Raw genomic sequence first — 12,408 nt, 5'->3', positions numbered from 1 at the left:
ATGAACTAGAGAGTCTCCACGGGCGGTTCTGTGCCTTGGGCACGCAGAGGGTAAGGAGGAAAACATATGGCACGGGTACTGATCACAGGCGCCAGCGGGCTGGTGGGGAGTGAATTGCTGCGTCTGCTGTTGGCGGATATGCAGGTCACTTCGGTCATTGCTCCAACGCGTAAGGCGCTAGCGCCACACGCCAAATTACACAACCCGGTTGGGGGCGATCTGCACGAGTTGTTGACGCAGCTGGCACAGCCGGTGGATGCGGTATTCTGCTGCCTGGGCACCACGCGCAGTCAGGCCGGGAGCGCAGAGGCATTCCGCCATGTTGACTATCAGTTGGTGGTCGAAACGGCCCTTACCGGGCGGCGGCTCGGCGCGCAGCATTGCCTGGTGGTGAGCGCAATTGGGGCCAATTCGAAATCCTTATTTCTGTACAACCGCACCAAAGGGCAGATGGAGCAGGCGCTGCGTGAGCAGAACTGGCCACGGCTGACAATATTGCGCCCTTCGATGTTGTTCGGTTCCCGTGCTGAACCGCGTTTGCTGGAACGGCTCAGTCAACCGTTGTTCGGCCTGCTGCCTGGCAAATGGAAGGGCGTTGCCGCCAAAGATGTGGCGCAAACGCTGCTGACACAGGCCTTCAGCCCAGGCAGTGGGGTCAAGATTTTAGAATCCGACCAGTTGCACTGCTCGCACCGTTTATAGCTCAACGCACAGATTATCGAATGCCAGCTCCATGCCTGGCGGCAGTTCGTTGGCCATCAACCACAAATCGAGGTGATGGCTGATATGTGTCAGCAGCGTACGCCGTGGCTGCAAGCGCAACTGGATCTCCTGCGCGCGGGGCAGATCGTTATGATTCCGCGGCGTCTGTGGCTGCGGTGGCAGGCTGCAATCCAACACCAGTAAATCGAGAGTGACCTGTTGCAGGTAGCGTGTGGTTTCTGGGGGCAGGCCGACGGTGTCGGTCAGATAGGCCAGGGCTTTGCCTGCGGCCTGGATAAGATAGCCGTGGGTGAGTTTGGAATGGATCAACGGTAACGGCGTGATGTGCAGCCCGCCTAGTTCAACCGTTTCAAAGGGGTGCAACGGGGGTTGGAACGCCAGAATACCGGGGTGTTTGAATAGGTCGTCACAGCCTTGTTCATCGGCTGGGCCGTAGACCGGGATCGCATTTCCGCACCCCCAGCGCAAAGGAAATAACCCCTGAACGTGATCCATGTGGTAATGTGTCAGTAAAAAACGCTGAATTTCCCCCGCCGCAAAACGTCTTTCCAACGAGCTCAATCCCGCATCCAACAACGTCGTTTCCCCTTGAAATATGATCATCGCGCTGCACGCTCGCCGCCGAAATGCCGGTTCACGCCGCGCCCGTTGGCACACTAGGCATTCGCAGCCAAAGGCAGGCACCTGCTGAGCGCCGCCGGTACCAAGAAAGGTCAGTTGCATGTTGGTTTCCTCTTTTTTTTACTGCATTGCAGGCTGCCCGGTGGTTAAGGCCAGCAGTGCGTCGAGGGTATGCCCGAGATCGCCATTGTTATCCAACAGGCGGCAATCTACCGGCAGAGTCTGCTGATAGTCGGCCGCCCGCGCCAGCCGTTGCTCGATCTGTATCGCGTTCTCCCGCCCGCGTTGTTCCAACCTTTGGCGCAGCACCGCCGGGGAAACCTGCAGACAGACCGGCAACAGTTGAGCGCCATAGCGTTGCAGCGCCAGTGGCAAATGAGCGCGGGATCCGTTGACCACCACGTCGATCCCTTGCAATAGCCATAGATCGACCTCAATACCAAAGGCGTAATGGTGCTCATGCGCCTGCCAGTCCAGGGCGAACAACCCTTTGGCACGGCGGCGCAGAAACTCCTGTTCGCTCAGGGCGATATGGTTCTCGCAGCCAGCATTGGCCGGGCGGGTGATGTAACGGTGCGCCACCAGTGGCCCGGCGCCGGTGGATGCCCGTAGCCGCTCGAGCAGTCTGTCCTTGCCTGCCCCAGACGGGCCCATCAGATAGATGAGATAAGCCATCAGAACACCTGTTTGCCCTGACGCCAGACGTTTTGCACGTAGATATGCTCGCCGTGCGGCCTGGCCAATACCAGATCTGCGCGCAGCCCCTCAGCGATCAGGCCACGATCCTGCAAACCCAACGCCCGTGCCGGGTTGCGGGTGATCAGCTGTACCGCCTGCGGCAGGCTGAAAGTGTTGCGATCGTCGTTTGCCAGACGAAACGCCGCATCCAACAGGCTGGCAGGGTAATAATCGGAAGAGAGGATATCCAGCACGCCAAGGGCCGCCAGATGATGTGCCGCCACGTTGCCGGAGTGTGAACCCCCGCGCACGATATTCGGAGCCCCCATCAGCACCTGCAAACCTTGCTGATGTGAGGCCCGAGCTGCCGCTTCGGTGGTCGGGAATTCGGCAATCACGCTACCCAGCGCACTGGATTCGCTGACGTGATCGGCGGTGGCATCGTCGTGGCTGGCCAGGGCGATATTACGCGCCCGGCAGTGAGCGGCGATCGCCTCGCGGTTCGGTGTAGCCCAACGTTCGGACAGATCCATCTGCTCGACCTCGAACTCGCTCATCTGCTGATCATTGAGGTGATATTTGCCCTGGTAGTATTCACGATATTTCTCCCGTGAGGCGAACTGGCGCTGGCCCGGCGAATGGTCCATCAGCGACACCAAAGACACGCCCGGTTTATCCATCAACTGTTCGAACAGCGGCAGGGTACTGCTATGGGGCAGCTCGCAGCGCAGGTGCAGCCGGTGTTCGGCCCGGTTCACTCCGGCTCGCTGGCTGTAGATCACCGCGTCGATCATTTTTTGCAGGTTTTCCAGCCGGTGCCCGCCGTCGCGCACGTCACCGATCGCCACCGCATCCAGCACCGTGGTGATGCCGTTGGCGACCATCAGCGCGTCGTGGCTGCTCATGGCCGAATGCGCTGGCCAGTCAACGTTGGGGCGCGGGGTGAAAAACTTGTCCAGATTGTCGGTATGCAGCTCAATCAACCCGGGAAGCAACCAGCCGCCTTCGCCATCCAGCGCCTGCGGTAACTGGCTTGGGGTATCGGCAAAGCTGCGGATCACGCCGTCGGTCATTTCCAGTGAACCTGCAACGATCTGGTGTTCCAGCACCAGCTTGACGTTATTGATAATCATGGCATCTCCAGAACCTGTGGGGCCTGCATGGTATGTAAACGGTCTGCCACCTGCTGACGGGTGCCTGCGTCGTGGAAAATACCGACGATGGCAGCGCCACGCTGTTTGGCCTGTTCGATCAGGTTCACCACCGCCGCGCTGTTGCGGCTGTCGAGGGAGGCGGTCGGCTCGTCCAGCAGCAGAATGGGGTAATCCTTGATAAAGCCACGGGCGATATTCACCCGCTGTTGCTCACCACCGGAGAAGGTCGAAGGGGCCAACTGCCACAGGCGCTGCGGCACGTTGAGCTGGCTGAGTAGGGCTTCGGCACGTTCACGGCATTCGCTACGCTCAACGCCGGATTCCAGCAACGGCTGCATCACCACTTCCAGCGCGCTGATACGCGGTATCACCCGTAGAAACTGGCTGACCCAGCCGATGGTGTGGCGGCGCACCGCCAGGATCTGACGAGCCTCGGCCTGAACCAGCTCCAGCCAGTCGTTTTGGTGATGGATCCAGATCTTGCCGCTGTCTGGCAGATAGTTGGCATACAGCGAGCGCAGCAGGGTGGATTTCCCACTGCCGGAGTGGCCGTGCAGCACCACGCATTCGCCGCTGCTGACGGTCAGATTGGCATCCTGCAACACCGGCAGGCGGGTGCCGTGTTGTTGGTGCAGGACAAAGGTTTTACTCAGGTGTTCAACCCGGATTTTAATTGTCATGATTTCACCTGTGTTACGACAGAACCGAAGAGACCAGCAGTTGGGTATACGGATGGTGCGGGTCGTCCAGCACCCGATCGGTCAGACCGCTTTCCACCACTTCACCTTCCTTCATCACCAGCAAACGGTGGGCCAGTAGGCGCGCTACCCCCAGATCGTGAGTGACGATCACCGCCGCCAGCTGCATTTCCACCACCAGATTGCGCAGCAGATCCAGCAGGCGCGCCTGCACGGAAACGTCCAGCCCGCCGGTCGGTTCATCCATAAACACCAGCTTGGGATGAGTCACCAGATTGCGGGCGATCTGCAAGCGCTGCTGCATACCGCCGGAGAAGGTGGTGGGCAAATCGTCCAAGCGGGAAACCGGGATCTCCACGTCTTCCAGCCATCGTTTGGCCTGCTGGCGAATATCACCGTAATGACGCTGGCCGATAGCCATCAGGCGCTCACCGATGTTGCCACCGGCAGACACCTGTGGCCGCAGACCGTCGAGCGGATGCTGATGGACCACTCCCCAGTCGGTGCGCAGCAGGCGGCGGCGATCGCTTTCTGCCATGGCGTACAGATCCTGCTGTTGCCCCGGTTGTGGGCGGTAGAGGATCTGCCCCTGTTGCGGGGCCAGCCGGGCGGAGATCGACTTGAGCAGCGTGGTTTTACCCGATCCGGATTCGCCGACGATGCCCAGCACTTCACCGGGATAGATATCGAATGACACGTTGCTGAAACCCTTGCCCGGCGCGTAAAGGTGGGTGAGGTTGTCGACCGTCAGCAACGGCGTGGCACTCAATGGAGCGGAAGTCATCAGTGCGGTACCTCTTGGTTGAGTTGTTGCTGGCAGAAATCGGTGTCTGAGCAGACGAACATCCGGCTGCCCTGGTCGTCGAGCACCACCTCATCCAGATAGCTGTGGCGCGAACCGCATAGGGCGCATGGCTCCTCCCATTGCTGCACGCTGAATGGATGGTCGTCAAAGTCCAGGCTTTCCACCTTGGTAAACGGCGGCAGGGCGTAGATGCGCTTTTCACGCCCGGCGCCGAACAGCTGCAACGCGGGCATCATGTGCATCTTCGGGTTATCGAATTTAGGGATCGGCGAAGGGTCCATCACATAGCGATCGTTAACCTTCACCGGATAGGCATAGGTGGTGGCGATATGGCCGTAGCGGGCGATATCTTCATACAGCTTCACCTGCATCACGCCGTACTCTTCCAGCGCGTGCATCTTGCGCGTTTCGGTCTCGCGCGGTTCGATAAAGCGCAGCGGCTCGGGGATGGGCACCTGATAAATCAGGATTTGATCCGCCTGCAATGGTGTTTCCGGAATACGGTGGCGGGTCTGGATCAGTGTGGCTTCTGGCGTACGCTCGGTGGTAGCAACACCGGCTACGCGCTGGAAGAAGCGGCGGATGGAGACCGCGTTGGTGGTGTCGTCGGCACCCTGGTCGATGACCTTCAGCACGTCGGCACGGCCAATGATGCTGGCGGTGATCTGAATGCCGCCGGTGCCCCAGCCATAAGGCATCGGCATCTCACGGCCACCAAACGGCACCTGATAGCCGGGGATCGCCACTGCCTTGAGGATGGCGCGGCGGATCATGCGCTTGGTTTGTTCATCCAGATAACCGAGGTTATAGCCGGTCAATACTTCACTCATGGCGGGTCTCCTGAAGGGCGGCAAATTCCTGCTGCAGGCGTTTGAGCAGCTCCAGTTCGGCCTGGAAATCGACGTAGTGCGGCAGCTTGAGATGGGAGACGAAACCGGCGGCCTCCACGTTATCGGCGTGCGCCAGCACAAACTCTTCGTCCTGCGCCGGGCCTGCTACGTCCTCGCCGTACTCGGCGGTTTGCAGGGCGCGATCCACCAGCGCCATCGCCATGGCTTTACGTTCCGAGCGGCCAAACACCAGCCCATAGCCACGGGTGAAGTGCGGTGGTCGGTCCTGCGGGTCGACAAAGCCGTTCACCATCTCGCATTCGGTCAGCAGGATCTCGCCGATATCGACGGCGAAACCCAACTCTTCCGGTACGATCTCCACGGTAACGTAACCGCTGCGGATCTCTCCGGCGAACGGATGGTTACGGCCATAGCCGCGTTGGGTGGAATAGCTTAATGCCAGCAGAAAGCCCTCATCGCCACGCACTAGCTGCTGTAAGCGCGCCGAGCGGGAGCAGGGATAGACCGGCGGGTTGCGGGTAATATCGTCCGGAGTGCTGCCGTCATCCTCTTCTGCCAGCGCCAGCCGTTGCTGGTTAAGCAGGTCGAACACGTGGGCGCAGCTCTCAGACAGCGGCTCATCGGCCTGTGGTGCCGGAGGTGTTTCACCGCTGGCCAACAGCGCAAAATCTAGCAGGCGGTGGGTATAGTCATAGGTTGGGCCAAGCACCTGGCCACCGGGCAAGTCTTTGTAAACCGCCGAGATGCGCCGCTCCAACCGCATGTTCTCGCTAGCCAGTGGTTCGCTGATGGCCAGGCGCGGCAGGGTAGTACGATAGGCACGCAGCAGGAAAATAGCCTCTACCAGGTCACCACTGGCCTGTTTTATCGCTAACGCGGCCAGTTGGCGATCGTAAATACCGCCCTCCGTCATCACCCGGTCAACCGCCAAGCCAAGCTGTTCACCGATTTGCTCCGCGCTAAGTGCTGGGACAGCTTCGTCACCCCGGCGCAGATTTTCCTGTAGTTGATGGGCAGCCTCGATGGCCTTTTCGCCCCCTTTCACCGCAACGTACATCAGCACTCCTCCACGTGGGTGGTTCTTGGCAGCGCCATCAGCCGCTCACCGCAGGTCAAGATAATGTCCAGACCCAGCGGGAAGCGCTGAGGCCGTTCGAGTAGATAAGCCCGTAGCGCAGCTGGCAACGGCGGGGCAATTTCCCGTTGTTTTTCAATGCCGGGGCCGGAAAGGCGCAGTGTGTGGCTGCCTGCTAATGCGGTAACCTGTACCACCAGCGTGGCACCGAACTCTGGTGAGACTTCATTGCCGTGGGGTAATGCGCTCAGCTCGGCAGGCCGTAATTGGTCATCCCATACCGCCAGATGGATATCTTCCTGCCGGGTAGCTAGCGGAGCACCGGTATGAAAACGGATGTTAGTTAGCACTTGCTCACTTTTAAGGTCGGCACAGAGCTGAAGCGGGGTTTCCTGATCTGCCAGCGTCAGTATCACGGCAGTGCTGGCGGCGTTCAGCGCACCCCATGCCGGGCAATTTGGCAGTTCAACAATCACACCAGGCTCACTCAACGCCTTTAAAATCAAGCGGAAAGCAGACTGGGATTGCTCAATCGGCTGGTCAAAACCGGCTAGTAACGTCATGGCTTAATCCCCTCGTACCAGCGTAAAGAAGTCCACCCGGCTGGCTGCTACGGCACGAGCGCGCAGTTGGCGCTGCTCCTGCTGCAGTGCGGCCAGGGGCTCAATCAGCTGAAGCTGTAGCAATTCATGGTTGGCGGGTTGTTGTAGCAAGGCGTCGATCAGAGCACAGAGTTCGGCATGATCTTTGTCACGCCCGGTTACGTAGCTGTAGCCCTGGCCACCGTTTTCCAACTGCACCACGGCACGGGTGACGGTCATGTCGCCCAGTACAAAGCGGCGGCCGGTCGCTCCCATCCGTCCTAGCAGCTGTGTCAGGCCAATCTCAGGGGCGCGCAGGCGCTGGTAGCTTGGGTTGAGGTGCAGCGCCTGCCAGTGGCTGCGCAACTGGGCGGGTTGGCTATGCGCCAGGACCGACATCCAGCGTTGTCTCTGCTGTAAGGATTGCATTCAGTGCTCCATCGTCAGTTCGATCATGTCGGCGCGCGCCAGGCTGACGGAGTATTCCGCCACCAAATCGCTGCCGATACAGGTATTTAGGGTGCGCACGCATAGCAAGGGGGCATGGTTGGCGATCTCCAGCAGGCGGCTCTCTTTGGCCTGGGCACGCCGTGCGCTGATGCGGGTCTGGCGGCGGGTCAGCGGCTGGTGGATCTGTTGTTGGATAAACTCATGCAGCGAGCCGCTGTGGAACTGTTGTAAGGCGGGCCACCAGTCCAGATCGGGCAGATAGTGGTCGATCACGCTGAGGGGAACGCCGTTCACCCGGCGCAGGGTGCGTAAATGGATAATAGTTTCCCCCTCTTCACGGCTGAGCGCGCTGGCGATATGCCCATTACACGGGCGTAAAACAGCAAGTAAGCGCTCACTGGTGGGGTGACTGCCCTGCTCGAACAGGTTCTGGCTGAAGCGGGTGTTGGCGTGCAGCGGATAGTTATACGGGCGTAGCAACACCAGAATGCCGATGCCGTGGCGGCGCTGCAGCCAACCGCGCTCTACCAGCTCGTCTACGGCGCGGCGCAGCGTGTGGCGATTGACCTCGAAACGCTCGGCAAGTTGTTGTTCTGAAGGCAGATAATCTCCGCAACGGTATTGGCTGCACAGCTCCTGCTCCAGCTGAGCGGCAATCTGCTGATATCGGGTAGGGTAACTGGTCGGATGTCTAGATAAGTGCGTCATAGCCAATACCTCGGCACTTCGGTTGGGGGAGCAAGCGAAAAAGCGGCGATAGCATTCATGATCGGCACTCGGTAACAAAGTTGGGCTAATGTTGCCGGGGGCAGATGACAATCAGGTGACGCGCAGGTGGCGAACTGATGAACAATTTGGGACAGGGAGATGATGGCTTAGATTGATGTAAAGAGTGGGTGCTGGTTTGAGTGAAAAAACACCAATGAGGCTTATTTTGTTGTCACAAACGTGCTAACGTTTATGGATGTTGAATACGGAGTATGTAGGAGTTTTGAAGATGGAAAGCCGTATCCAGTTTCGCATTGAAAATGAAACTAAACTGTTGGCACAGAAAGCTGCTGAAGCGAAAGGGACGACCTTAAGTGAAGCCTGTCGGCGTTTAGCGCAACAAATGGCGGACGATCAACGTGCTGCTGAAGAACACGAAAACTGGTTGAAAGATAAGGTTGATGCAGCCTTTGCCCGTTTGCATGAAGGAGAGGCTGTTTATCTTACCCAGCGGCAAGCTGAGGAGAGAATGAGCGACTTTAAAGCCAAAGTCAGGGCGAAATACGCAACCAAATAAGGATTATTATGCGCATCGAATGGGACGACGTTGCGTTGCAAGATCGGGAACGCATTTTTGAATTTCTTTATCCACTCAATCCATTGGCCGCGGAACAAGTTGATGATGAGATTGAACTTGCCGTTGAGTCGCTGCTAGAAAACCCAGAAATGGGCAGGCCTTGGTATGGGGAAGCTCGCAAACTGGTGATCAGTAAAGCCTCCCTATTGCTGATTTATCTCATTTTGGATGAGGTGATAAAGGTTTTAGCCGTCACCCATCAGCGTGAAAAATTCCCCAATTAACGCAGCTTATGTACCACCTGGTTAGCGCTCCCGCGCCAGATCAGCGCCGGGTCTTTTAAATCCTGCACAAACTTGCCGTCTATCAACACGTTAATCCGATCGACGATCTGCATCTGCTCGCTATCCAGTTCATCCAGCTTATAGCCGGTCCACAGCCAGATATCTTTGCCGGGGCATTCGGCGTGTACTCGCTCGACCAACTGCAATACGGCGGCGACGTTGGCCGGGTGCAGCGGATCGCCACCGGACAGCGACAGCCCTTGGCGTGGAATACGCGTGTCGTTGAGATCGGCTATGACCTGATCTTCCATCTGCCGGGTAAACGGCAGGCCAGAGTTCAACCGCCAGGTGCTTTTGTTATAGCAACCGGGGCATTGGTGCACGCAGCCTGCGACAAACAGCGTGCAGCGGGTGCCGGGGCCGTTGACCACGTCGATAGGATAATACTGGTGAAAATTCATAGTGTTACGTTCTTTTATATGGCCCCTCACCCCAACCCTCTCCCATAGGGAGAGGGAGCTGGCCCGGCGTTGTTCAGGTGCAAAAGTTACTCTGCAACATTGTTACCAAGGGCGAGTGCAGTAATTAAGTTGTGGCACTTTCTGTTCCCCTCTCTGCGGGAGAAGGAGCAGGTACGGTGCGGTGGTCAGGTATGGAAGTCACCTGTGACGTATGTAGCCCCATCCTCTCACTTGTTACCAAGGGCGAGTGCAGTAATTAAGTTGTGGCACTTTCTGTCCCCCTCTCTGTGGGAGAAGGAGCAGGTACGGTGCGGCAGTCAGGTATGGAAGTCACCTGTGACGTATTTGGCCCCATCCTCTCACTTGTTACCAAGGACGAGTGCAGTAATTAAGTTGTGGCACATTCGGTCCCCTCTCCCTGTGGGAGAGGGTTAGGGTGAGGGGTCATTCGCTATAGTTAGCCGATCTGCCCATTGCCCAGATGTTTCACCCGGCGTTTCACTTCTTCCTGCTTACCGGCGTTGAACGGCCGGGCATCAGGGCTGCCCAGATAGCCACACACGCGGCGGGTCACCGACACTTTTGCCGAATCATGGTTGCCACATTTCGGGCAGGTGAAACCCTTGCTGGTACAGGAGAACTCACCGGTGTAGCCACACTCGTAGCACTCATCGATCGGCGTGTTGGTGCCGTAATAAGGCACGCGGGTGTAGCTGTAATCCCACACGTCTTCCAGCGCCTTCAGGTTGTGCTGCAGGTTCGGGTATTCGCCGTAACAGATAAAACCGCCGTTGGCCAAAGGTGGGTATGGCGCCTCGAAGTCCAGCTTGTCGTACGGATTAACCTTTTTCTCCACGTCGAGGTGGAAACTGTTAGTGTAATAACCCTTGTCAGTCACCCCGGCGACCACGCCAAACTCGCTGGTATCCAGGCGGCAGAAGCGATCGCACAGGTTCTCACTTGGCGTACTGTACAGGCTGAAGCCGTAGCCGGTTTCTTCTTTCCAGCTTTCGGTGGCGTTTTTCAGGCGCTCAACGATGGCGATAGCTTTGGCGCGCAGTTGCTCATCGTCGTACACGTGTTTTTCTGCGCCAAACAGCGCGTTGATGGTTTCATGCACGCCGATGTAGCCCAGCGAAATCGATGCGCGGCCGTTCTTGAAGATCTCCGCAATATTGTCGTCGGCTTTCAACCGTACGCCGCAGGCTCCTTCCATATACAGGATCGGTGCTACGCGGGCCTTGATACCTTCCAGGCGGGCAATGCGGGTCATCAGGGCTTTCTTGGCCAGCAGCAGACGCTCATCCAGCAACTGCCAGAAGCGGTCTTCGTTACCCTGGGCTTCCAGAGCAATACGTGGCAGGTTCAGGCTGATCACGCCGATATTGTTGCGGCCATCGTGGATTTGCTCGCCGTTTTCTTCATAGGTGCCGAGGAAACTGCGGCAACCCATCGGTGTTTTAAACGAACCGGTGACCTTGACCACCTGATCGTAATTGAGGATGTCCGGATACATGCGTTTGCTGGCACATTCCAGCGCCAGCTGTTTGATGTCGTAGTTGGCGTCACCAAACTTGTGATTCAGGCCGTCGCGGATGGCGAAGACCAGTTTCGGGAACACGGCGGTTTTACGATTTTTACCCAGCCCGGCGATACGATTTTTCAGGATCGACTGCTGGATCATGCGCGATTCCCAACTGGTGCCCAGGCCGAAACCGAAGGTGACAAACGGCGTCTGGCCGTTGGCGGTATGCAGGGTGTTGACTTCGTATTCCAGCGACTGGAAGGCGTCGTAACACTCTTTCTCGGTGCGGGTCATCGCATAGCCTGCCACGTCTGGGATCTGCCACTGCTGCGCTACCTGCTGATGCTTGTGGAAGCTCTCGGTAACGAAGGGGGCCAGGATCTCATCGATGCGGTTGATGGTAGTGCCGCCATAAATATGGCTGGCAACCTGAGCGATGATCTGCGCGGTCACGGCGGTGGCGGTGGAGATCGACTTCGGCGGCTCGATCTCGGCGTTACCCATCTTGAAGCCGTTGGTCAGCATGCCTTTCAGATCGATCAGCATACAGTTGAACATCGGGAAGAACGGAGAGTAGTCGAGATCGTGATAGTGGATTTCGCCGCGCTCGTGCGCCAGCACCACATCGCGCGGCAGGATATGCTGTTTGGCGTAGTGCTTGGCGACGATACCGGCCAGCAGATCGCGCTGGGTAGGGATCACCTTGCTGTCTTTATTGGCGTTCTCATTGAGCAGCGCAACGTTGCTTTGTTCCACCAGGCCACGAATTTCCTGGTTCAGCCGCCCGCGCAGCTCACGCGAGACGTCACGATCGTGGCGATATTCGATGTAGGTACGTGCCAGTTGCTTATACGGGCCAGACATCAGCTGGTTTTCTACCGCCTGCTGGATTTCGTGGATATCGACTCGCGGTCGGTTTTCCATCTGTTGAGCGACCACGCGGGCGACGGTAGCACAGTAGTCGGCATCGACAACTTCAGCGGCCAAAGCGGCCCGCTCGATGGCCTGCTTGATCAGCATCTCGTCAAAAGATACCTGGCAACCGTCCCGTTTAATCACTACTGGTTTCACGTTGTAACTCCTGTCCCCATGGGGGAGCGTCGGCTTATCCACAGGGCAAAACCGCAGGGCGCAAGGGCTGCGGAGGGTGTGGATGATATTGTGGATAACTACTACATATAGGTGATTGAATCTCTACGGGCACTATATATGGGTGT

The 12,408-nt window shown here is 58.0% G+C and carries 15 protein-coding genes; 3 read left to right on the top strand and 12 right to left on the bottom strand.

Features of this window, described 5'->3' with window-relative positions:
- The first annotated feature begins 66 nt into the window (after positions 1–66).
- Entirely contained in the window at positions 67–702 is a 636-nt protein-coding gene (locus ACX9GU_RS24130; RefSeq protein WP_473193178.1) for an NAD(P)H-binding protein, read from the top strand.
- On the opposite strand, the gene phnP is transcribed toward ACX9GU_RS24130, so the two are convergent.
- From phnP to phnF, 10 genes are read right to left on the bottom strand one after another with little or no spacing between them, the layout of a single operon-like run.
- Entirely contained in the window at positions 697–1,446 is a 750-nt protein-coding gene (gene phnP, locus ACX9GU_RS24125) for a phosphonate metabolism protein PhnP (protein WP_473193177.1), read from the bottom strand. The genes ACX9GU_RS24130 and phnP overlap by 6 nt on opposite strands.
- An 18-nt stretch (positions 1,447–1,464) precedes the next feature.
- Entirely contained in the window at positions 1,465–2,019 is a 555-nt protein-coding gene (phnN, locus tag ACX9GU_RS24120) for a ribose 1,5-bisphosphokinase (protein ID WP_473193176.1), read from the bottom strand.
- Complete coding sequence (gene phnM, locus ACX9GU_RS24115) at positions 2,019–3,155, bottom strand: alpha-D-ribose 1-methylphosphonate 5-triphosphate diphosphatase (RefSeq protein ID WP_473193175.1); 1,137 nt, start codon at positions 3,153–3,155, stop codon at positions 2,019–2,021. The genes phnN and phnM overlap by 1 nt, the downstream gene beginning before the upstream one ends.
- Positions 3,152–3,856, bottom strand: a complete 705-nt coding sequence (gene phnL, locus ACX9GU_RS24110; protein WP_473193174.1) for a phosphonate C-P lyase system protein PhnL — start codon at positions 3,854–3,856, stop codon at positions 3,152–3,154. The genes phnM and phnL overlap by 4 nt, the downstream gene beginning before the upstream one ends.
- 13 nt (positions 3,857–3,869) lie before the next feature.
- Positions 3,870–4,658 (bottom strand): phosphonate C-P lyase system protein PhnK, encoded by a 789-nt coding sequence (phnK, locus tag ACX9GU_RS24105; protein WP_223537206.1) that lies wholly within the window; start codon positions 4,656–4,658, stop codon positions 3,870–3,872.
- A complete protein-coding gene (locus tag ACX9GU_RS24100) occupies positions 4,658–5,509 on the bottom strand; it encodes an alpha-D-ribose 1-methylphosphonate 5-phosphate C-P-lyase PhnJ (RefSeq protein ID WP_179252825.1) in 852 nt (283 codons plus the stop codon). Before ACX9GU_RS24100 ends, phnK begins: the two co-directional genes overlap by 1 nt.
- The gene (locus ACX9GU_RS24095) at positions 5,502–6,587 is read right to left on the bottom strand and encodes a carbon-phosphorus lyase complex subunit (RefSeq protein WP_473193173.1); all 1,086 of its coding nucleotides are present in this window, start codon (positions 6,585–6,587) and stop codon (positions 5,502–5,504) included. Before ACX9GU_RS24095 ends, ACX9GU_RS24100 begins: the two co-directional genes overlap by 8 nt.
- Positions 6,587–7,168 carry a phosphonate C-P lyase system protein PhnH gene (gene phnH / locus ACX9GU_RS24090; RefSeq protein ID WP_473193172.1) on the bottom strand — a complete coding sequence of 194 codons (582 nt, stop codon included), beginning with the start codon at positions 7,166–7,168 and terminating at the stop codon, positions 6,587–6,589. Before phnH ends, ACX9GU_RS24095 begins: the two co-directional genes overlap by 1 nt.
- Positions 7,169–7,171: 3 nt before the next feature.
- Positions 7,172–7,615: a phosphonate C-P lyase system protein PhnG gene (gene phnG / locus ACX9GU_RS24085; protein ID WP_473193171.1), complete on the bottom strand. Its 444-nt coding sequence runs from the start codon at positions 7,613–7,615 to the stop codon at positions 7,172–7,174.
- The gene (gene phnF, locus ACX9GU_RS24080; RefSeq protein ID WP_473193170.1) at positions 7,616–8,344 is read right to left on the bottom strand and encodes a phosphonate metabolism transcriptional regulator PhnF; all 729 of its coding nucleotides are present in this window, start codon (positions 8,342–8,344) and stop codon (positions 7,616–7,618) included. It lies immediately after the preceding gene.
- 289 nt (positions 8,345–8,633) lie between these two features.
- Here phnF and ACX9GU_RS24075 point away from each other — a divergent pair, with 289 nt between their 5' ends.
- Complete coding sequence (locus tag ACX9GU_RS24075; RefSeq protein ID WP_021179086.1) at positions 8,634–8,921, top strand: type II toxin-antitoxin system RelB/DinJ family antitoxin; 288 nt, start codon at positions 8,634–8,636, stop codon at positions 8,919–8,921.
- An 8-nt stretch (positions 8,922–8,929) separates the two neighbouring features.
- Entirely contained in the window at positions 8,930–9,205 is a 276-nt protein-coding gene (locus ACX9GU_RS24070; protein WP_473193169.1) for a type II toxin-antitoxin system RelE/ParE family toxin, read from the top strand.
- Here the strand turns inward: ACX9GU_RS24070 and nrdG are convergent.
- Both nrdG and nrdD read right to left on the bottom strand, forming a co-directional pair.
- The gene (gene nrdG, locus ACX9GU_RS24065; RefSeq protein ID WP_473193168.1) at positions 9,202–9,666 is read right to left on the bottom strand and encodes an anaerobic ribonucleoside-triphosphate reductase-activating protein; all 465 of its coding nucleotides are present in this window, start codon (positions 9,664–9,666) and stop codon (positions 9,202–9,204) included. The two genes, ACX9GU_RS24070 and nrdG, sit on opposite strands and share 4 nt — an antisense overlap.
- 457 nt (positions 9,667–10,123) lie before the next feature.
- The gene (gene nrdD, locus ACX9GU_RS24060; RefSeq protein WP_166733970.1) at positions 10,124–12,262 is read right to left on the bottom strand and encodes an anaerobic ribonucleoside-triphosphate reductase; all 2,139 of its coding nucleotides are present in this window, start codon (positions 12,260–12,262) and stop codon (positions 10,124–10,126) included.
- Positions 12,263–12,408: the final 146 nt, after the last annotated feature.

It is taken from the genome of Serratia sp. K1WW1, from assembly GCF_055790865.1.
This window is presented reverse-complemented; position numbering and strand designations above follow the sequence as displayed.